At 64.0% G+C, this 19,199-nt stretch carries 20 protein-coding genes; 4 read left to right on the top strand and 16 right to left on the bottom strand.

Features of this window, described 5'->3' with window-relative positions:
- Window positions 1-65: 65 nt before the first annotated feature.
- Window positions 66-1,568 carry a WD40/YVTN/BNR-like repeat-containing protein gene (locus tag ABD884_RS09855; RefSeq protein ID WP_345044360.1) on the top strand — a complete coding sequence of 501 codons (1,503 nt, stop codon included), beginning with the start codon at window positions 66-68 and terminating at the stop codon, window positions 1,566-1,568.
- Between the two features lie 86 nt (window positions 1,569-1,654).
- Here ABD884_RS09855 and ABD884_RS09850 read toward each other — a convergent pair whose 3' ends face one another.
- Window positions 1,655-2,815 (bottom strand): LysM peptidoglycan-binding domain-containing protein, encoded by a 1,161-nt coding sequence (locus ABD884_RS09850; RefSeq protein WP_345044352.1) that lies wholly within the window; start codon window positions 2,813-2,815, stop codon window positions 1,655-1,657.
- 218 nt (window positions 2,816-3,033) lie between these two features.
- Window positions 3,034-3,375: a hypothetical protein gene (locus ABD884_RS09845; RefSeq protein WP_345044346.1), complete on the bottom strand. Its 342-nt coding sequence runs from the start codon at window positions 3,373-3,375 to the stop codon at window positions 3,034-3,036.
- An 89-nt stretch (window positions 3,376-3,464) separates the two neighbouring features.
- Between ABD884_RS09845 and ABD884_RS09840 the strand changes: the two genes are divergently transcribed.
- A complete protein-coding gene (locus ABD884_RS09840) occupies window positions 3,465-3,962 on the top strand; it encodes a Panacea domain-containing protein (protein WP_345044341.1) in 498 nt (165 codons plus the stop codon).
- A 99-nt stretch (window positions 3,963-4,061) separates the two neighbouring features.
- Here ABD884_RS09840 and ABD884_RS09835 read toward each other — a convergent pair whose 3' ends face one another.
- Complete coding sequence (locus ABD884_RS09835; RefSeq protein WP_345044330.1) at window positions 4,062-4,466, bottom strand: hypothetical protein; 405 nt, start codon at window positions 4,464-4,466, stop codon at window positions 4,062-4,064.
- A gap of 162 nt (window positions 4,467-4,628) precedes the next feature.
- Between ABD884_RS09835 and ABD884_RS09830 the strand changes: the two genes are divergently transcribed.
- Window positions 4,629-5,531 (top strand): hypothetical protein, encoded by a 903-nt coding sequence (locus ABD884_RS09830; RefSeq protein WP_345044325.1) that lies wholly within the window; start codon window positions 4,629-4,631, stop codon window positions 5,529-5,531.
- Between the two features lie 65 nt (window positions 5,532-5,596).
- On the opposite strand, the gene ABD884_RS09825 is transcribed toward ABD884_RS09830, so the two are convergent.
- From ABD884_RS09825 to ABD884_RS09800, 6 genes are all read right to left on the bottom strand, one after another.
- Entirely contained in the window at window positions 5,597-5,965 is a 369-nt protein-coding gene (locus ABD884_RS09825; RefSeq protein ID WP_345044321.1) for a type II toxin-antitoxin system death-on-curing family toxin, read from the bottom strand.
- Window positions 5,966-6,077: 112 nt separating this feature from the next.
- Entirely contained in the window at window positions 6,078-6,710 is a 633-nt protein-coding gene (locus ABD884_RS09820) for a hypothetical protein (RefSeq protein WP_345044316.1), read from the bottom strand.
- 174 nt (window positions 6,711-6,884) lie between these two features.
- A complete protein-coding gene (locus ABD884_RS09815; protein WP_345044312.1) occupies window positions 6,885-8,402 on the bottom strand; it encodes a TM0106 family RecB-like putative nuclease in 1,518 nt (505 codons plus the stop codon).
- A gap of 123 nt (window positions 8,403-8,525) precedes the next feature.
- A complete protein-coding gene (locus ABD884_RS09810) occupies window positions 8,526-9,011 on the bottom strand; it encodes a hypothetical protein (RefSeq protein WP_345044306.1) in 486 nt (161 codons plus the stop codon).
- Window positions 9,012-9,145: 134 nt separating this feature from the next.
- A complete protein-coding gene (locus ABD884_RS09805; RefSeq protein WP_345044303.1) occupies window positions 9,146-10,165 on the bottom strand; it encodes a hypothetical protein in 1,020 nt (339 codons plus the stop codon).
- Window positions 10,166-10,220: 55 nt separating this feature from the next.
- Window positions 10,221-10,565, bottom strand: a complete 345-nt coding sequence (locus tag ABD884_RS09800) for a hypothetical protein (RefSeq protein ID WP_345044300.1) — start codon at window positions 10,563-10,565, stop codon at window positions 10,221-10,223.
- On the opposite strand from ABD884_RS09800, the gene ABD884_RS09795 reads away from it, so the two are divergent.
- Window positions 10,564-11,493, top strand: coding sequence for a hypothetical protein (locus ABD884_RS09795; RefSeq protein ID WP_345044297.1), 930 nt, complete (start codon window positions 10,564-10,566; stop codon window positions 11,491-11,493). The two genes, ABD884_RS09800 and ABD884_RS09795, sit on opposite strands and share 2 nt — an antisense overlap.
- Before the next feature lie 3 nt (window positions 11,494-11,496).
- Here ABD884_RS09795 and ABD884_RS09790 read toward each other — a convergent pair whose 3' ends face one another.
- From ABD884_RS09790 to ABD884_RS09760, 7 genes are all read right to left on the bottom strand, one after another.
- Window positions 11,497-12,015 (bottom strand): SHOCT domain-containing protein, encoded by a 519-nt coding sequence (locus tag ABD884_RS09790; protein ID WP_345044291.1) that lies wholly within the window; start codon window positions 12,013-12,015, stop codon window positions 11,497-11,499.
- 107 nt (window positions 12,016-12,122) lie between these two features.
- A complete protein-coding gene (locus tag ABD884_RS09785) occupies window positions 12,123-12,560 on the bottom strand; it encodes a GNAT family N-acetyltransferase (RefSeq protein WP_345044282.1) in 438 nt (145 codons plus the stop codon).
- Window positions 12,561-12,586: 26 nt separating this feature from the next.
- Window positions 12,587-13,006: a hypothetical protein gene (locus ABD884_RS09780; protein WP_345044277.1), complete on the bottom strand. Its 420-nt coding sequence runs from the start codon at window positions 13,004-13,006 to the stop codon at window positions 12,587-12,589.
- Between the two features lie 116 nt (window positions 13,007-13,122).
- Complete coding sequence (locus tag ABD884_RS09775) at window positions 13,123-13,908, bottom strand: hypothetical protein (protein ID WP_345044274.1); 786 nt, start codon at window positions 13,906-13,908, stop codon at window positions 13,123-13,125.
- A 67-nt stretch (window positions 13,909-13,975) separates the two neighbouring features.
- On the bottom strand, window positions 13,976-16,588 hold the full coding sequence (locus tag ABD884_RS09770) for a DEAD/DEAH box helicase (protein ID WP_345044270.1): 2,613 nt from the start codon (window positions 16,586-16,588) through the stop codon (window positions 13,976-13,978).
- Complete coding sequence (locus tag ABD884_RS09765) at window positions 16,585-17,082, bottom strand: hypothetical protein (protein ID WP_345044265.1); 498 nt, start codon at window positions 17,080-17,082, stop codon at window positions 16,585-16,587. The genes ABD884_RS09770 and ABD884_RS09765 overlap by 4 nt, the downstream gene beginning before the upstream one ends.
- Window positions 17,083-17,084: 2 nt before the next feature.
- On the bottom strand, window positions 17,085-19,175 hold the full coding sequence (locus ABD884_RS09760) for a site-specific DNA-methyltransferase (RefSeq protein WP_345044262.1): 2,091 nt from the start codon (window positions 19,173-19,175) through the stop codon (window positions 17,085-17,087).
- Window positions 19,176-19,199: the final 24 nt, after the last annotated feature.

Here is a 19,199-nt window from a genome sequence, read left to right as displayed (position 1 = left end):
CGCGGCTGCACTTCTATTCATTGAGGTCTTCGGTTCCGCGGCCTCCTGAAAACAAATGGAGTGTCATGCGCCCGAGAAAAATCCCGGCTACACCAAGTAGCGGCCGGCACATTCAAAACCTCATTTACAACATCAAGGCCTCACTTCGAGGCGTTGCAGGCGCCTTCGACCTGCCTTCGATCCTGGTAGGAGTGGTCGTCGTCGGCATTCTCACCGCGGGGGTACTGGCGTCGATCTTCGGAGTCATTCCGTTCGCCCAGGACAACGCCGCGAAGCAGGATGCTGCAGCAGCACGAACCGCGGAAGGAGTCGCCAAGACCAAGGACGGCCGGTACATGGACACCACCGATCTGATAGCGGCCGGGTATCTGAGCCAGCCCGCGGCCTCTGCTGCAGGCGCCACACCGGGCGACGGCGGGTTTGAGCGGGCCTCATCGGTTGTACCGAACCTCCATTACGCCGCCGGTGTTGACGCCGCCAAGGGTTGCTTCTTGGTCCTGAGCAGGTCCGGTTCCGGTGCCATGTTCTACATCTCGGATCAGGTCAGCGAACCGACTCTGTACACTCCCGGCATGACGACCGGCTGCCTTACCCCTGCCGTCGCCCAGTCGATGGCCGACTCGCTCTCCGGGGTGGCCCCGGCGGCAAGCTTTAACACCCTGTCGTGGACGCAGCGGACCGGAATCCCCGGCATGGGCGGCGGACCATCCGCCATGTCAGCTGATGGTTCCGTCATCCTCGGAAAGAGCGACGGCACCGGATACTTGTACAAATCAACTGACTCCGGCCTGACTTGGACCCAGATCACCTCCGCTCCGTCCACCTCATGGGCAGGGCTGGCTGTCTCCAAGGACGGTCAGACCTTCTACGCGGGATCAACCATGGCACCGGTCGGTTTGTACAAGTCGACGGACGCCGGAGCTACCTGGACGGTCATCCCGGGAACCACGACTCAGCAGTGGGCCAGCATTGCCATGTCGGATGATGGCACGAGGGTTGTTGCCGCGGACTCCGGGTATGGGGGCCATCTCTGGGTCTCAGCCGACTCTGGTGCAACTTGGGCCCAAAAGGGGAGCTGGCCTGTGGGCTATTGGACGTCAGTGGCCTCCTCATCCGACGGTATGAAGCTCGTTGCTGCGCAGTTCGGATACAACCTCTTCACCTCCACCGACGGCGGGTTGACCTGGGTAAACAGGCATGACCCGACCTTCACATCCCACAACTGGCAGTCCGTAGCTTCCTCCGCCGACGGAACCAAGCTGATCGCGGCTGACTTCAGCAATGGCAACATCTACCTTTCCACCGACTCCGGAGTCACCTGGACCCCGCAGTCGGCGCTGGGAACCGGCAGCTGGGACATGGTCACCTCATCGGCTGACGGGACGAAGCTTGCCGTCGCAAAGCAGAACGGCCTGGTCTACGTCTCCAAGGATGCCGGGGCGACCTGGGTTTCCCAGGATTCCCTGGGCACCGGTGATTGGCAGGGCCTTGCGTCCTCCGCTGACGGTTCAAAGCTGATCGTGGGAATCATCAATTCCACCAGGATGTACACCGGCTCCTGGGGCTGACCCTATCCGCTCAACGATGGCACCCTCTGCGCAATGAGGGTGCCATCGCTGTTTTCCGGCCACGGGACGCTCCCGCGGCCTTGGAGTCAGCGGAAGCTCTTCTGGTGGTTCAGGACCGAAGAGACGTATGCCTTTGTGTCCTCGTACATGCCCCTGTGCAGGACTGAGTACTGGCCCTGGTAGTAGGAGGCGATGGCGATCGCGGTGCTCGGGCTGGTGTGCACGAGCGAGGCGATGATTGCCACGCCGGCGGTGATGTTGTCCTGGGCATTGTGGAGGTCCAGGGGCCGGCCCACGAGCTGGGAGGCCCACTCCCCGGAGCTCGGCATGACCTGCATGGTTCCGATCGCCCCGGCAGGGGAAATGACGTTCTGGCGGAAGCTGGACTCCTGCATGGCGAACGCCAGGGCCAGGGACGGGTCCACTCCCATGCGGCGGGCGGTATCGGCGACCATGGTTTTCAGCTGGGCCGAGGATGGGTTCGCGATGGAGGCCGGTCCGCGCGAAGAGGCCGTCGGCGCGGTGACAGGAGCAGCCGGACTGACCGACGATGCAGTGCCGATCTTGATCCTTTGACCCGGGTAGATGATCGTTTTGAGCGTCATGCCGTTGGCGGAGAGCACTGAGGAGACGCTGACGCCGTAGCTGGCGGCGATCCGGGAAAGTGTGTCGCCCGCCTTCACGATGTGGGTGGTGGCTGCCGGGGTGATGGTTGGTGCAACAGTGGCCTGGGCTGTCGGTGCCGGTTTCGCAGCGGGTGCTGAGGGCGCCAGAAGGATCTTCTGGCCCGGGTAGATGATCGAGCGCATCTGCAGGTTGTTGGCCGCGAGGATCGAGGCGAGGCTCACTCTGTTGCGGGCCGCGATGGCGCTGAGGGTGTCTCCTGCCTTCACGACCACACTGGACGCTGGAGCAACGGGAGCAGCAGGAACGGGTGCGGGGGCGGGAGCTTGTGCTGCGGGGCCGACCTTGATGATCTGGCCGGGGTAGATGATCGTGCGCATGTTCATGTGATTGGCCGCGAAGATGGCGGCGAGGCTGATGCCGTGCCGTGCGGCAATCCCGCTCAACGTGTCCCCGGGACGGACAGTGTAGGTACCCGACGCGGAGACCTGCATGGGTGCAGGGTACTCCGCCGGGGGTGCGGCGTACGCGGAGGTTCCGCTGATCAGGGTGGACAGGACGACGGCCGACATCGCGGCCCCCGCGGTGACGGCGGCGCTCAGGCGGCGCGCTGACTTGCTCATGAAATTCCTCTATCGTGGCGGACCGGACCTCCTCGCTGACGGGGGGAGTCGGGTCTGGGCAGTGAAAGACCACCGACGGGCAAATCCGACGGTGGTCTGGGCGCGGTGGACCGGGAGCCACGAAGGCCGCGCCGGGTCACCTCACACTATGTGTGCGGGATGACCGGTTTCGCTCATCAAGGCGTTCTTCACCCCTGCGGTTGTAACCGGGCCTCGGGTCAGACGCGGTCGCGGTGGGTGAGCCGGTCTGCCATGTAGGTTGCGTACAGTTCCCGGCTCGTGGGCAGGATGATCAGCTGAACGGCCACGACGACGGCTGTAGCGGCCCAATATGAGGCAGTGGAGCTGCCGTCAATGGTGCCGAGCTTCTCCAACCAGGACAGAATCAGGCCGTCCAGAAAATTGGTGAGGGGAAAATGCAGGATCAACAGGATGCCGCAGGCAAGGAAGCGAGCCTGGTTGAGGAAGATCCCGCCCGCGCGGGCGCAGATGAACAAGGAGATGGCTGAGATGATCGCCACGATGGAGCCCACGACGACGGTCAGTACGGGGTAGAACACGGACTTCCTCCAATGGTGCTGTCATGCAGGAACATGCGTAGACCTCTGGCCGGTCCTCACCGGGGAGCCAGCCGGCAATGGCCGCACACATGACCGGAATGGAAAATACTCAATCCCGACCCGACGCCACCATTTTCGACCTGGCCGCCGCCATCCTGGCCCGCACGGGTGAGATCGCGACCATGCGCCTGCACAAACTGGCCTTCTACGCCCAGGCATGGCACCTGGTCTGGGACGAAGAGCTGCTCACCGACGCTGCATTCTTCGCCTGGGGCACCGGGCCGGTGAGCCCGGAGCTGCACGCTACCCACCCCGGGGTCTTCCTGATCCGGGACGTGCCCGGCAACCCGGAGGTGTTCACGGCGGCGCAGCTCGAAAGCATCGACGAGGTAGTCAGCGCCTACGGCGGGTTGCGCCCGTACGTCCTCAACGCCGTCGTCAAGAGCGAGGCTCCGTGGCAGGACGCATGGGCCGGAACCGCACCCGGCGAAAGGGGCCGGATCATCGAGGTCGAGCGGATGCTTTCGTTTTACAGCGCCCTGGAAGGCGAACCGGTCGCCGAGTTTGCCGCAGCACAGGCAGAGTAGCGGGCGGACGAATTCCGGGACTCCGTGCAGCCCTTCCGCCCCTTCAAAAACATGCGTAGACACGGGGCTTCCTCTCACCGCTGCGCGGGTATGGAAGACCTATTGGGAGAAGATGTTCACGGCGGCTGTGTGCGGTCCTGAGCCGTCCGTCGGGTCGGTTGCCACCAGGGTGTACGGCCCCGTGATAGTGCCTTCGAGCGGCGTGATGGCGGAGTTGAGCTGGCCTTTGGCGTCGGCGACGGCGTGGACCGGAACGCCAACGGTTGCACCTGCTGGTGAGGTCAGGGTGATGGTGACCGCTGCAGCCGGCTTCCAGCCCGCTCCGGTGACCTTCCACTCCTGGCCGGCCATCATCGATTCGTGCTCGGCGACAATGCGCGCGGTGTACGCCTTGGCTGCGATCTGCTCTTTGGCCTTTTCGATGGCGTTCACCGGCCCGGCCGCCTGGCCTGCGCTTCCCTGGGCCGCCTGCGCTTCCCTGGGCCGCCTGCGCGGCGACGGCACCGGTGACCGCCTCAGCGGCGCAGCCGGACGTCAGCAAGGTGGTGGCCAGTAGTGCAGCAGCGAAAACAGTTCTCTTCATGGGGTGCCTTTCCTCGGGTGCACCGGGCGGTGTCTTCCGGTAGGAAACATGCGTAGAGAACACTGAGGCGGCCACCTCTACGCATGTTCCGGTGTGGCAGCGCTGGGCTGTCCGTTACCGAAGGGATCTCCCCCGTGCTCTCCTGTTCATCATTCCGCTCCCGCATCGCGGCGCTGCGCTCCTCCGAATCCGGCGCGTTCGATCTGCCCTCGATCCTGGTCGGGGTCGTTGTCGTCGGCATCCTCACAGCCGGTGTCCTCGCCTCTGTTTTCGGAGTCATCCCGTTCGCTCAGGACAACGGGGCCAAGCAGGACCTGGGGTCCGTGCGGACCGCGCAGGGCGTCTCCAAGGTCAACACCAGCCGGTTCACCGACTCCGCGGGCCTGGCCGCAGCCCAGCTCATCTCCTCCCCCAACGCCCCCGCGGTCAAGGCGGACGCGGCCGGCAGCTGCTACGTCGGTATTGCCCGGTCAGCGACCGGCAAGCTGTTCTACGCCACCGACCAGGTCACCGACCCGAAGCCGCTCCTCGCAGACTCCGTCCCCGGGTGCCTGACAGCGGCCGAGGTCAGCGCGCTCGTCACGGCCGCCGGCGGCACACCGTTCGTGGCAGCAGCTGACCCGCAAACCGCCACGTGCGGCGGCGCCACCTACAAGGTCAATGCCGGCGCCACCCTGACCTGCGAGTTCGTCTCCACGGCAGGCCTGACCAGCAACTACAAGCTGACAGTAACCGGCACAGCCCCGGCCGCCACACCGGTCCAGTGGGTTGTCACCGCCGACTGGTCCGGTGTCGCCAAATTCCAGAACGGCAAGGCCTATGGCACCGGCGTAGCCGATACGGGCGCGGTCACGCAGCAGAGCGGCTACCAGATCGGCGGCATGGCGAACGGCAGCACGGACCCGAAGCAGTCCTGGAACCACGCCTACGTCTCGGCCGCCAAGGCCGCCGAAGTCTTCACTGTCCAGGTCAACGTGCTCTCCTAAGCCGGCCGGCCCGAACACGATAGAGCCCCGCAGATTCGTACCTGCGGGGCTCTGTCGCCCACCGGTTACCTGGCAACCAGTCGGCTGCCGATGCGGGCGCTGGATTCGTCCAGGTCGAGGCGTCCTTCGGCGGCGCCGACAACCAGATCGAAGGCGTCATCCGTGGTGAAGTCGTGCCGGTACCCGTTCAGCCACAGGAACAGCACCATCAGTGTCCAGGACGTTCGCTTGTTGCCGTCCACGAGCGGGTGGTTCCGTGCAGCCGATTCGAGCAGCACGGCAGCCTTGAGCTCCAGGGATGCAAAGGCGTCCTGGCCCATAACGGAGGTGACCGGCCGGGCGAGGGCGGACGACAGGAGACCCTCGTCGCGGACGAAGAACCCGTAGCGGGCCAGGAAGTGTTTCGCCTCGGCCACGGTCAGGTGCGCGGTCAAGCGTCCTCCAGCCGCTTCAGCAGTTCGGCGTCGTGCTGGAGTACGAACTGGAACCCTGCTTCGAGGTCGTCCCGGCGCGCGGTGTCCCCCGCAACAGGGTTTGCAGCTGCCATCACTCGGCGTTCTTCCGTGCCCGGCGCTCCGCCAGGTGCTCGCGGACGACCTGGTAGATGATCGTGCCGATGCGGACCGGGTTCACCAGCTGTGCGCGCCGGAGCTTGACCGGGTCATCCCCCGCGGTGAGCTTCAGGACCAGCCAGACCGCGGTCAGCAGGCCTGCAAGGCTGAGGACGATCAGCCAGATGATCTGAAGGACGTGGCCGACGGTGGGCATGATCGCCTGCAGGAGCGCCGGGAGGATAAAGATCACTCCGAGGACGACCAGCCCGACCTTCAGGAAGGCGGGCATCGGCTCGTCCCGGGGCTGCGCTTGCGCCCGCGCCTGCTCCCTCTGGGACCTCGCGCGGATCTGGTCGTAGATCGGGTTGCCAGGCATCTCCGGAACATCGAACGGCGAGGAGTAGCGGCGTTCGTACTCCGCCGGGTTCTTCTTCCACGCGGCAAGGTCCGCCTCGTACTCTGCACGCTGATACCGGAGATTCTCCGCGTCCCACCGTTCCTGCTGCTTGTGCTCGCGCTCTTCCTCCTTGGAGGCCTGCCGGCGGGCATGCTCCGCAGCCTGGTTTTCACCCTTGATGCGTGCCGCGCGTTCGGCGCCGGTCTCTTCTGCGTCCCAAAAGCCCATGGTGCTCCTTCTGTCCCTGGTGGCCGGCGGTGCCGGCTCCTGTCGATGCGTCAGGGGCAAAAGCGAAACGAAAATCCCCCATGCGAATCCTATGTGTGCGGACGCACAGAAAAGCCGCGCCGCACGAAGTGTGCGACGCGGCAGGTTCTGGTGGCTGACTGACTGACCGGCCAACTACCGGGTGAGGTTGATGAGCCAGTCCCGCAGCTTCCACGTCGAAATGCAATCGTATTCGTTATAGCTTTTGATGGACGAAAAAATCGACTTCGCTGTTTCCAGCTGTCCCTGGTCGACTGCGTCACGGTAAATGCTGTACTGGACCATGGAGTCGACGGCGTTGGTGACTCCGATCCGGCCGGCCGGCATGTAGAGCGGTTCCAGCTTCTTGATGCTGAAGGACCGGTCCGAGATCCGCACGGAGCCTTTCACTGTCTCGTACAGGTCGAAGAGCACGCCGGTTTCGACAAGCTCCTCCACTTCGTCCACCATGACCCCGTGCCGGCGGGCCAGTTTCCGCAGCGCGCTGACCTCGTACTGGGCGTAGTGGTAGATGTGAAGTCCCGGGTAAGTGGCCCGGCGCTCGGTGACGTGGTCGATGAAGTCGATGAGTGCCTGGCGTTCCTCCTCCAGCGAGTGGGCGGTGAACGAAAGGAACTCATGTCCCTCCGGGGCGAACTCCACCAGACCGAACAGGTACTCGATTCCCCATTGCCCGGTGGACGGGTCTTGCCAGAGCGGGTCCCCTTCGAAGTCGAAGAAGATGTCGCCCGGGTCCGGCTTCGGAATGGCGACCAGGGCCGGGTTGTCCAGGACGACGTAGGAGACGCCGTTGATGGTGCCGTCCACCTCGCAGGTGCCGGACTGCAGCCGCGCCTGTTCCTGAAGCTCGGCCCACAGCGGGTCCATCTTGATGCCGGCGTCGGTCAGGTCCGCAGCGGCGAACATGGACATGGTCTTGATCCCGGCCTGCATGAGCTTGGCCCGGCGTGACCGGTTCATCCGGCGCACGAGCATCACGTCATCGGCTGCTTCCATTTCGGCTTTGCAGTCGGCGCATTTCAGGCACGTCATCCAGCGCGGGTCGCCCCATGTGGACGGCCGGGATCCGAGCCGGTGGGCTTCCAGGACGGCGCGGAGCCGGTCCCGAGCGGCGTTGAACACCGGGATGGACTCCGGCAGCGGGTGACTGGTTGTCTCGTCGGTGCCCAGGATCAGGTGACCGTCGGTGTGGACCGGGATGCCGGCATTCCGCAGCTGATCGGCGTAAGCAGCCAGCTGCATGAGGGCCTCGGTTTTTGCGCTGCGGGCCAGTTTCGTGTCGAACACAGCGTACGTGCCGTCCTCCTGGAGGATCAGGAAGTCCGCGCGGCCGTGGAAACCGGCGTCGAAGAAGCTGCCCTGATAGATGACCTCGTAGCCATCCCGAAGAGCCTGGATGGTTTCCCTGTGCCTGTCCTTGAGTCCGGCCCGGTCGAAAGTACGCGGCGGCTTGACCTCGTATACCCGTGAGCTCCCGAACTCGTCCCGGAGCAGGCCCAGGACCTTTGCCTCGTGCTTGTCCCCCAGCGCGGCGGTGAGCGCCGCCATAGCATCATCTTCCTGAACGCCGCGGATCCGGCCAAGGAGCACATCGAGTTTGCGGACGGCTGCGAACTCGCAGACTGAGCCGGCGACGATGTCGGTCGCGGACACGATCAGGTCGTCCGGGACTCTCCGGTCAGGATTTGGTAGGAAAAACACTTGCGCCTCCGGTAAGTCGGTACTTCTTACTGATTCTCATGCGTAGACCCGGATCCCGCCGGGAAGGCCCGCGGCTCAACGAGCGGTGGCAGGCCAGGCGTCAAAGACCGCGGCCAGGGCGATCAGAACGATTCCGAGGGCGGAGAAGACTAGCCCGCCGAGCATCGGGGTCACCAGCGGGAAGGCAATGAATACGGCCACGTAGCCAAGGACATTGATGGCCGCGAACGCAATCGACAGGGCCGGGATCCGCAGATCCTTCTTGGCGTGGCGGATGATCTGGACGAAGCCGGTGACAGCACTGCATAGGGCGGCGAAACCGAGCAGGAACCCCAGCCACGCGAAGCGCGGACCCATGTAGCCGCTCATCGAATTCAGGGCCAGGGCGGCGCTTCCGCCCCAAAAGCCGACCGCGATGGAGATCAGGCCGGCGGAAATCCGCAGCGCCGACTTCGCCTTTGAAGCCCGCGCCGGGAGCATGGAAGGTGCCACTTGGAGGATGGCAGGGCCGGGGATTGCCGGCGGTGGAAAGGCAGCCTCTGGATGGCCGAACTTGTTCACGTTGTACCCTTTCCACCGCCGACGACTGGTGGGGTCCCAGTCGAAGCAGACGATACGGGTACGGTGCGACATTCTTGCTGAGACGCGGAAAGGCCCCCGCGCCGAGTCTGCGCGGGGGCCTCGTTCGAAAAAAATCAGCGGACGAGCCGGCGATCCGTTTCCCGGAACACTTCCCGCAAGTCCGAGGCGAAGGCGTCCCCGTCCGGGTGTCCGGTCAGGGTGGCCGTGTGGTTCAGGAAACCGCGGACCATGGACGGGTGGAGTGTCTGCCCGTCGTCCGTCTTGAGTGCCGGTTCGTCCCCGGAGACGTCCAGCAAGTAGCCGACGCCATCAACCCGGAGTTCGGCGCTGCGGACGCTGCGGTCCAGCTGCCCGAGGTGGTCCTCGGAGTCCCGGAAGGAAGAGCCTGCGACGACGTCCATCATGATGGTGTATTCGCGGTGGGACTCGTAGAGCCGGCGGAGGTACTCGGCCCGTTTCTCATCGAACACGTAGCCGCCTACGCTGCTGACGTCGGCACGGCTGAACCAATCGTCGCGACTGTAGTCATCTTCCTCGCCACTGCGGGTCGAGAGGGATAGTGATCGCGGCCCGACGCTGATGGTGTGCTTGATGTCTCCGTCCCGGACTGTGAATTTTGTCAGGTCGCCGGCTTCGGCCAAGGTGATGGTGCCGGGGATGCCTGTGTCAGCGACGACCCTCTGCGCGACCAGGGCGAGACCGGTGTTGCCGCTGGTGTCCAGGTCGGCAGCCACCTGGACTTTGTCGTTGCCCAGCCGCTGGCCGGGCTCGAGCAGGTACTTGTGTCCTTGCATCTTCAGCTGGTCCAGGAGCTCTTCCTGCTCCTGCTTTGGCAGGGTCTCGAAGGCGGCAGCACGTCGATCCAGTTCGACCAGGACCTCGGGCACGGGGTCCCGCGGTTCGTGCTCGTACCCGTACCGTCCCTTGTCCTGCCGGCGCTGCCAGGCACCCATCTCCGTGGCGGATCGGGCGCGTACCAGTGCGCCGAGGATGCCGACGGCGGTCCTGTCCAGCGGTGATGGTTCCATGGTCAGGGTGAGGCCGGCGGGCTCGGAGTGCGCCTCTGGGGCGAATTGGCCACCCGTCTTGATGCCGGCCTGCACGCGGGCGCGGTTTTCTACGTTCTTGGTCATGCCAGAGATGTGTGCGGCGAAACGGATCCGCGGCAGCACCCGGCCGGGAATGCCGTTACCGACCTCCCTGCGCGAGGTATACAGACCGCGAAACCGCGGAAGCCGCGGCCTCGAGTCCGGCTTCGCTTGCACGTTGCTTGAAGTCGGCGACCAGGATAGTCCCGGCTTCCGAGTCACGGAACTTCACCCCTGTCAGGGCAGGTGCGTTCTTGCGGTCCACGATGCCGAAGATCGTCCCGTAGGCGACGTCGTCCAGGGACTCGACCATGCGGCACGAACCGGATTCAAAGAAGGGCACCAGCGACTCGTTGAACGCGCTGAGCTTCTCAACGTGGGAGTTCTTCACCCCGCCCTCTCCGGTGTCGAGACGGGTGCGGACGTGGACCTGGAATCGTTTCATGGCAGCCATGTGTGCGGATTCACTGCGGCCGGTCACCGCCGCACACACCCATAGTGAATCCGACGAAAGGAACACGATGGGCCACTGGGATACCCAACATGGGGAAATCACCATCCCCTCAGCAGAATTCGCCGCCGTCCGCCAAGCCGTGCAGAAAGCCACCCACGAACACCAGAGCAAGGTTTTCGACGAAACCCAGTCGTTCTGGAAGGGCCTGACCCGCAAAGCGCAGACTGACCCGGGCGCCTATACGGCGGCGCTCCGGAAGTACACGGACGCCAAACACAAGGAGTTCTACGCCCACCAGGACCGGCCGTCGTGGAGCCGCCCTGCGAAGCCACCGTTCACGGAGGAATTCCTTGACGACGTCGAATGGCGCCTCGGCCTCCCCCGCGATGGCAAGCCCGCCCGGGTCCTCAAGTCCGATCTGCCGTTCCCGACCAACCGGACCACAAGCTTCCAGGCCGGCGAAGGGTCTGTCAGCTTCGACAAGGACAGCAATACCGTCCGGTGGAGCACCGGTGAGAACCGCGGTGCCACGGAGCGGGCGCACGCTTCGGTAGCCGGCACCGCCCTGTTCAACCGGATCAAGACCGTGAAATGGACCCGGAACACCGGCGGGGTCATCATGGGCAACAACGAATACGCCGCCGAGGAAGGGGTGGGCGACCGCTGCCACGTGGCGTACGGGCCGATCGGCGCAGCCCAAGAGCCGTCCAGCTGCGAGGAGTACACCGACTCGAAGGGCAACCGGGTCGGGCGGAATGAGCTGCACAAGCTCCAGCAGGAACTTTGGGACGCGCAACGAAAGCTGCAGAACCGGATGGCAAAGGCTGCATCCGCCGCCGGCCGGGGCAAAACAACAGCGGCATCCAACCGGGGCAGCTTCGCGTCCTTCCAGCACGCGGAGCCGACGTTCAGGCTCTGACTATCAGAGCCGGGCGAGCATCTCGACTTTCTTCGCTTCGAACTCGTCTTTCGTGACCACCCCAGCGTCGCGCAGCGCAGCCAGGCGTTCCAGTTGCGAAATGATGTCGCTGTCCGCTGGGACGGGTTCGTAACTTTGGTTTCGAGCAGCTCGCCATGCGGGCTCGAAGGCAGCCATAAGCCTCGTCCTGTGTTGCCGTGGGAAGTTCGGGATGGATGCTCTCGTGCCGGCAACGATCATGGACAGGGTAGACGGACCCCAGTTCGCGTTGTCGATGTCGGCGAGCCGGTAGGACACATCGGCTTTCAGCCGTCCGTCTGAAAAGAGTCGGACCCGCCGGTCGGTCAACACGATCAGTGGAAGCACCCGGTAGCCGGAAAGAAACAGCACCGTTTCACCTGGTTCGAGCCGGCTTTCGAGGCTTGCGATCTCGGACCGTTCGATGTTTGACGCCGCCTCGCGGTACGCGGGGATGGCTGCTTCGATGTCAGCACGGTACGGGGTCCGCTTGCGATTGAACATGTCCAGAAACTACCAGTATTTGGCTAGAACTTGCACGAAGCATGCGTAGGCGCCGCCAAAAGCGCCGATCGTCCGACGTTTAGCCATCGTCTGCAGACGGGCGCCAGTCACCGGGGCTCGCTCACGTACATCGGACGAGAATGATCCGGCTCCGTCTTGTGTTCGTGTCGGGCCCAGCCCAGAGAGCCCCAGAAATCGTCCGCACCCTCGGAGAACGCCACCAACGGCATGGCCTTGTAGCGGTCGGCGATCAGGTGAACGGACTTTGTTCCGTAGCCCTTGCGGCGGTGGTCCTCCGAGACTTCAAAGAAGTGGATGACAGCATACGGCCCGGGATGGGCTGGCTGGTCGTATTCCGAGTTGAGGACGTCCTGAACTTCAATCTCGACCCGCGCGACCTCGTGCTGGCCGACGAAGAATGAGTAGAAGCGCTGGGTCGGCTCGAACCCATAGATCGCGTCATCCCACCAGCCGTCGGTGAAGTCATCCGCCTCGTTGAACGGCTTGTAGACCACGCTGCCCGAGGTGTCCGGCTTGAGCCGCATGAGAGTGAGACGGCCACCCTCTCCTGTCAAAGCGAGATCTTCTTCGGGTTCCAGAGCACGAGAGACGTCGTGCCGTAGCCGTACCAGTCGTCGCGCGCGTCATCGAGTCGGAAAGACAGCCCCCACCTGTCGGAAATGAGCTCGGCGTCCCGCAGCATTTCATGCGCGTGCAGATACGGTGCTGAGATGACCCCGGCGCAGTCGGCGATTCGATTGCGCCCAGTGACCCTGAAACGTCGCGGGTGGTCGAAAATTGCGCCGGAGATGTAGCAGTCCCCGCCCTGGCATCCGTATGCACTTTCAGCCGCGGAGCCGATGCTGGGGAGGCCGGCCATGCGGTGGAAGCAGGCCCGGTCAGAGCGGGTATGGCGAGCGAGTTTGTTGCTGATGAGCCACTGCTCCAGCTCTACGGTGGGAAGCTTGTCGGGTTCGGAACGTTTCGACATGGTGACTCGTTTCTTTCGTGTGCATCTGACTTTTGATGGGCCGGGGATAGACCTGCCATTGAGAATGGGCTTCCTCCCAAGAGGTACTATGCGGAACCCGCCCTGACGGGCGAAAATCAGGGCTGTGCGATCAGGAAGCGGCGGTCCGGGCGGACCAGGCGGGTGCGTTCGTGGCCGTACTTGGTCTCGGTCGTGACGGCGAGCATGCCGTTTTCGGCCGGTTCGACCTTAGTGACGACGAACAGCTCACGGCCTGGAGTGTGGCTCCACCAGCGGACGTCGGTGGCCTCCAGGACGGTGTTGACGGCCATCTCGTCGGCGCGGACGGTGCCCTCGGTTGGCAGCCCGGCAGCACGGGTGGCGAGGAAGTCATCGACCAAGGTGGCAACCAGTTCCTGCTTCTCGCGTTCGTGGCGCTCAACGCCGGCCAGGGCGAACGCCCGCTCCAGGTTCGGCACCGCGGTCGCGTACTCAGCCCATGAGTTCAGCCGCTCCGGCACGTACTTACCGAAGACACCCGACAGGTCGTCGATGAATCGCTGGGCCGCGGTGGCCACAGGGGTATCCGGGTTGTCGACCACGATGCCGGCACCGGGGACGAAGTACGCCCGGTAGCCCAGCTCGAGCATCTGCTCGGTGTCGTCGTTGAACTCGAAGATGCTGTCTGTGAAGGTGTAGAAGTCCACGCCTTCGACCTCGATGCGGGCAATCCGCTCGGCCTCATCCCAGTCAGTGTCGTCCTCGGGGCGGATCCAGACGCCGTCCTTGCCGAACTTGAGCTGTGTCAGCGGGCGGCCGCGCTCGAACAGTTCGATGAGCGATTCGCGGGACACCGCGTAGAGCCGCGCGAGAGCCGGGACGGGGACGGTGCCGTCGAAGCTTATCCAGATGATGGGTTCCATGGCCCCCATGTGTGCGGAGCCGGAAAGAGCCCTCCCCGTCGTGCGGGGAGGGCTCTCCAGGGGGCGCTTAGTAGGTACCGCCGAATTCTTCGAACAGCGAGGCGATGTCTTCTCCACCGGAGGCGGCCGCGATCTTGTCCTCCAGGACGGTGTTAGCCCGCCCGGTGAGCTCCAGGGACTTCAGCACGCCGGCCTTGTTCTTGATGACCGCGCTGACCCGGCGGAAGACGCCCGGGTTCTGGCGGGCGAACCGGGACAGGGCCGCCCACTTGCCAGGGGTGTCACCCAGGCTGTGGTTGTGCGGGTCCACGATGTCCACGACGATCTTGCCGTCCACCTGGTAGAAGAACAGGAAGTCCGGGAACATCGACTTGTCGACGCCGCCCTCGATGTAGGACACGGACAGGCCGCCGGCGCCCGAGGAAGGGTTCCGGTACCAGCCGAGCAGGCCCGGCTGCGCGAGTTCCTTGGCGATGACGTCCTTCTCCCAGCCGGTGGCAACCATCGGGTAGTCGCCGTTGGCGTCGGAGTACAGGTGGCCCTTGAACGTCTCCAGGTCCTCGATCGTGGCCTTGCCCTTGGCGTCGGTGACGACCTTCTGGGTGCGGGTCTTCACAGTCTTGGGGAAAGTGAATGTTCCGGGGACCGGGACGCCGTGCGGATGCCAGATCTCGTCCAGCTTGACCCGCTCATCGGCATCCAGGCGGGACACCTTGGGCTGGAAGTCGTGCCGCCACGAGTCGATGAGGCGGCTCGCTGCTCCTTCGAGCTCCTTGATTACTTCGTCGTGGACCGACATGGCCGAGAGACGCACGACGGCTTCCTCATGGTCACCGAGCTGCGCGTAGAGGGCGTTGTAGAGCCATCGGCCCGATGCGTCGGGCATACGGGCCTCGGCTTTCTTGTGCAGCTCCCGGATATTGGTCGCCGAGGTGCGCACGGCCAGGGCTGTGGTGGTGATCGTCGCACCGGTGTACTGGTCATAGCCGACCCGGTCGTAGGTGACTTCCAGCAGGCCGGACGCGTCGTCGTCGATCCCGGCCTGGAGGCGCCGGTATTCGGAGAGGAGGATGTCCGTCACCCGGTTCTCGACCTCCTGCGTCAGGGTGATCGCCGGGCTGTACGGGTTGATGATCTTCAGCCCGTCCAGACGGGTGCCCAGGGTGGCCAGGCGCGCGGTCTCGGAAGCGAAAGTCCGCTTCGGCTTGATCTCCTTCGGCAACACGATTTCCCAGAGCGCGTCCGGGATCCCAGGGGTGCGCTCGAACTGCATCGGGTTCACCGCGACCGGGACCTCGACGTCGGCGTCACCGACGAACGCGGAGACCACCTTGGCGACCTCGTCCTTGTCGTAGTGCGGCAAGTAGAGGGAGACGGAGTTGAGCTCGTCCAGGCCATCGGTGTCGATCCGGCCGGCGACCGGGGTACGGACCATGCGACCGATGAGCTGGGCGATGGAGGTGTGCTCCTTCGCCGCGCGCAGGGACACCATGACCTCGGCGCGGGGGCAGTCCCAGCCGGTGGTCAGTGCTGCCTTGAACAGGACCACCCTGACGTGCTGGTTCTCCTCGATGTTCTGCGGCGCCATGTACGGGATCATCCGGCCGTCGGGAAGATCGATGTGCTTCTTCTCCCCGAAGGAGTGCACGATAACCGGGGGTTTGCCGGTTTCCTGCTGCAGCCCGTCCTTCCATTCGGCTGCCATGGAGGTCACCAGGTTGCCCAGGGTCGCCTCGGAGACCCTGTCGTGGACCTGGACGACCAGCAGCGGCTTGACCGGATGGACGCCGCCGGAGGCTGCACCTTCCTGCTCCCACAGCTTCGTGTAGTTGATGAGGTCGCGGACGGCAGCCCTGACGAGCGTGTCGTCGGTGGGCTGGTTGTCGTTCGGGTGGTTGACGTTGATCAGGTCTTTGATCATGCCGGAGTCGCGGACCTTGGCGGTGTCCGCGGCGACCTTGAAGAGTGTGCGCTCGGCGAGGTTGTTGCCGTCCACGTCCGTGGCCTTCATTGCGTCCTCGAATTTCTTCGGGGTCGCCGAGATGCCAAGCATGATGCCGACCGGGACGTTGACGATGGTCTTCTTGTTGCCGGCGCCGTCCGGGAATTCGACCGGGCCGCCGTCCAGGATGGTGCGCATTATCGTCTTTTTGTCCCCTGACTTCACCTCGGAGCCGCGGTGGGCCTCGTCGACGATGAACAGGAAATCCCGGTTGCGGCGGGCGACCGTGTTACCGATCGTCTCCCACAGCGACCAGCGGCGGGAATCCCCCGTAGCGATGTGGGAGGTGGCACCCTGGGCGAGCCGGCCGATGTTGATGAAGTGGATTTTGCCCGGCTCCAGGACCTCACGGTCGTACGTGGCGTCGATCATCTCGATCTGCGAAGGCTGGATCAGTGAGGATGCCTTGAGGATCTTGTCGCGGGACTGCTCGTTCAGCGACGGATCATCAGTCAGCCACAGGACTGTGAGGTTCTTGTTCGGCGACTGGATGCCGCCGCCGAAAAAGAACTTCTCCAGGATCGCGGTGGCAATGACGGTCTTTCCGGCCCCGGTTGGTGCGGTCAGGCCGACGGCGGAGCGGGCCCCATCGTTGTCGAACATGGCGACGGCCGCGTTCAGACGCTGGACGACAGTGTTGGTGACGTCGTGCTGGTAATCGGTGAGGGTGAATTTCATTCGCTGTCCAGAATCTCGTCGACGTTGTAGTTGTCCGGGAAATTGACACTGAACCCTGCCTTGACGAGTGCCCGATAGGACAAGGCGAGTCCACGGTATGTTGTGCTTGGGTTGTCGGAGTGGTGCTCGAAGACGACCGATCCGTCTCGCGCGACGATTTGATGCAGGGCGATCGTATCGGCGTCGTAGGCTGCCCTGACGATCTCTTCGATCTTGGGTTCGAGATCGTGGTCCATGGCGCACTCGACTGTGATTCGACCATCGCCCGAGCCGTCGTAGAGATACAGCTTCAGGCCGGGGAAGCTTCCACCCGAGAGCGCATTCATCCAGAACACGGCACTCTCCCGGTTTTCTCTGGTCTCGATGGTGATATGGCCGATGTCGGCAATCAGGACATTGACGTCCCATGCGTCGCCGTCTTTAGGCGTTACGGCATAGCCCCTAATGAACTGAGGATCAGCCAACGCTATCTCCCCGATAGGCACGAAACTCATGGTCAGTCCTTCCTGTTGACCTGGAATGCTTCCAGGTAGCTTCCGTAGATCCGCTCGACGGTGATTCCGCCGGGGAAGTGTGTTGCCGCTTCGTCGCCCTGGGCTTCGGAGTCAGTGACGATGAAAAGGTGTGAGATTGCGTGCTCGGTCGCAGCCAGCTTCTCGGCGAGGGCCTGGGCCCGGCCTGGTGTGAACAGCACCGCGGTGCGTCCCGACTCGGAGATCGCAAAGCCGTCCGCCTTGGCGCCAGCAGTGAGCTCGACGGTGCCGCCGACGCCGCCGGCCTTGAGCCAGAACAGGCCGGCCAGGTCGTTGAAGGCTGCACCGCGGACAATGTCGGGCTCGTCCAGGTAGGTCAGCTCGAAGAACGCGATGTTCGCGTCCAGACCCTCACTGTAGGTGCTGCCGTCCTCGCGGATGCCGGTGACGACCGTTTCGAGGCGCGGCTTGGTGACGTGGTGGAACACACCCAGGGCCTCGTACTCGTCATCACCCGGTGTGTGGGCTGCCTTGCGCAGCTTGGCGTCGTCAGCCCTGGACAACTCGTTATTGGTCACGAGGATCGCCTGGCGCGTGCCGCTGTCCTCGGCGTTCAACCGGATGACGGCTTCGGCGGTGGTCCCGGTCCCGCCGAAGAAGTCCAACACAATGGCCTTTGAGCTGCTCGAAGTGGCAATATTGATCCACCGCGCGAGTACGTCAACGTCCTTCGGGAACGGGAAGTTCTTGGAGCCCAAGACTCTTGTGAGGTGCTGGGCGGCAGATGTCCGCTTGGCGGTGAAGACACCCCGGGCCACCTGTTGCGTAGTCTCTTCGAGGAAGACCTTCCGCGCGGGAACCGTCCTTGACCCGAAGTAGATACGCCCTTGCGCCAGCAGGGAGTCCATCGAACTGTCTGAAAGCGCCCAACCGCGGCTGGGGACACCTGACAGCTCTCCGGTCTCTGGATTCACAATGGGCCTGTGTGACCGTGTCTCTGGCTTGTCCGGTGCTGACAGGTCGCCGGGACGGAACACTCGACCTTGGTTGTCGATGTGTTTGTACTCCCACAGTCCCGGGTCCAAGCCATCCTTGCCCCTAGACTTCCACCACGCCCTGAGCGCGATCGTTGCTTCGGACTCGGACTGCCCCGAGTCATTCCATGCGCGCTTCGCAGCTGCCAGAATTTCATCTGCGCCGGGCTTTACTTCGCGCCAACGGGTTCCGGCATCAGAGAGGGACTGCATGTCGCGGGCGTACACGAGCATGTAATCGTGGCCCACATCGACGAATCGGGCGGTGTTGTTGGTGCCACCCTGCCAGACGACGTTCGCGATGAAGTTCTGCTCACCGATGACCTGGTCGCACAGCATCTTAAGACGAGATTGTTCGTTGTCATCGATGGCCATGATCAGAACGCCGGTGGGCTTCAGCAAGGACTTGGCAATCTGGAGTCGCTTTTCCATGAAGGAGAGCCACTTGGAGTGTCGGTAGCCGTCCTTTGCGTCAACGTAGCGGTCGTTGTACTTCCAGTCGGAGTTCCCTGTGTTGTAGGGCGGGTCGATGTAGATCAGGTCGACCTTGCCGGCGTGCGTGTATTGCAGGGCTTCGAGGGCGTGGTAGTTCTCGCCGTTGATGATGGTGTGGACGGGTGCGTCCGGGTCGCCGCGGCGGATCTCGGAGAGTTTCCGCAGGCCGGGGTACATGACGTCGCCGAACTCCTTGGCCACCGTCAGGCTCGCGACCGGGTGCTCTGATTGATTGCCTTCAGTGTCCACGATGATCGCTGTGCCGGCCTCCTTGTTGAGCCTGTGCACGCGGTAAAACACGGAGTCCTTCGCTCCACTGATGACGACCTTGGAGCCGCGCTTCACGGCGTGCTTGGGCAGCCGAATGCCTTCGGGGTGGTGGCGTTCGAACACGAGTCCGAACTCACGCTTGAGTCCGCCGATTTCGCGGGCCAGGTTTTCGCGCAGCACCGGGTCGGGAATCTCTGCGAGATACCGTTCCAGGCTGGAGGTGGTTTCGGCCGCAGCCGTGGTTCCAAGGGGCATGGAAGCCATGTGTGCGGCGTCGATAATGCCGCTAACCGGGGCGATGCTCTGGATGCTCACGTAATGGAACATGCGTAGACATCG

This window comes from Arthrobacter methylotrophus (assembly GCF_039539965.1).
Lineage (GTDB): Bacteria > Actinomycetota > Actinomycetes > Actinomycetales > Micrococcaceae > Arthrobacter > Arthrobacter methylotrophus.
The sequence above is the reverse complement of the archived record's forward strand: the minus strand, read 5'-3'. Positions and strand labels throughout refer to the sequence as shown.

Coding starts and splice junctions, on each gene's coding strand:
- ABD884_RS09850 (WP_345044352.1), bottom strand. CDS start 2,815: ATGAGCAAGTCAGCGCGCCGCCTGAGCGCCGCCGTCACCGCGGGGGCC.
- ABD884_RS09805 (WP_345044303.1), bottom strand. CDS start 10,165: ATGACCAAGAACGTAGAAAACCGCGCCCGCGTGCAGGCCGGCATCAAG.
- ABD884_RS09775 (WP_345044274.1), bottom strand. CDS start 13,908: ATGGAACCCATCATCTGGATAAGCTTCGACGGCACCGTCCCCGTCCCG.
- ABD884_RS09765 (WP_345044265.1), bottom strand. CDS start 17,082: ATGAGTTTCGTGCCTATCGGGGAGATAGCGTTGGCTGATCCTCAGTTC.
- ABD884_RS09820 (WP_345044316.1), bottom strand. CDS start 6,710: ATGGGCTTTTGGGACGCAGAAGAGACCGGCGCCGAACGCGCGGCACGC.
- ABD884_RS09800 (WP_345044300.1), bottom strand. CDS start 10,565: ATGAAACGATTCCAGGTCCACGTCCGCACCCGTCTCGACACCGGAGAG.
- ABD884_RS09855 (WP_345044360.1), top strand. CDS start 66: ATGCGCCCGAGAAAAATCCCGGCTACACCAAGTAGCGGCCGGCACATT.
- ABD884_RS09795 (WP_345044297.1), top strand. CDS start 10,564: ATGGCAGCCATGTGTGCGGATTCACTGCGGCCGGTCACCGCCGCACAC.
- ABD884_RS09780 (WP_345044277.1), bottom strand. CDS start 13,006: ATGTCGAAACGTTCCGAACCCGACAAGCTTCCCACCGTAGAGCTGGAG.
- ABD884_RS09840 (WP_345044341.1), top strand. CDS start 3,465: ATGACCGGAATGGAAAATACTCAATCCCGACCCGACGCCACCATTTTC.
- ABD884_RS09790 (WP_345044291.1), bottom strand. CDS start 12,015: ATGTTCAATCGCAAGCGGACCCCGTACCGTGCTGACATCGAAGCAGCC.
- ABD884_RS09785 (WP_345044282.1), bottom strand. CDS start 12,560: ATGCGGCTCAAGCCGGACACCTCGGGCAGCGTGGTCTACAAGCCGTTC.
- ABD884_RS09770 (WP_345044270.1), bottom strand. CDS start 16,588: ATGAAATTCACCCTCACCGATTACCAGCACGACGTCACCAACACTGTC.
- ABD884_RS09830 (WP_345044325.1), top strand. CDS start 4,629: ATGTTCCGGTGTGGCAGCGCTGGGCTGTCCGTTACCGAAGGGATCTCC.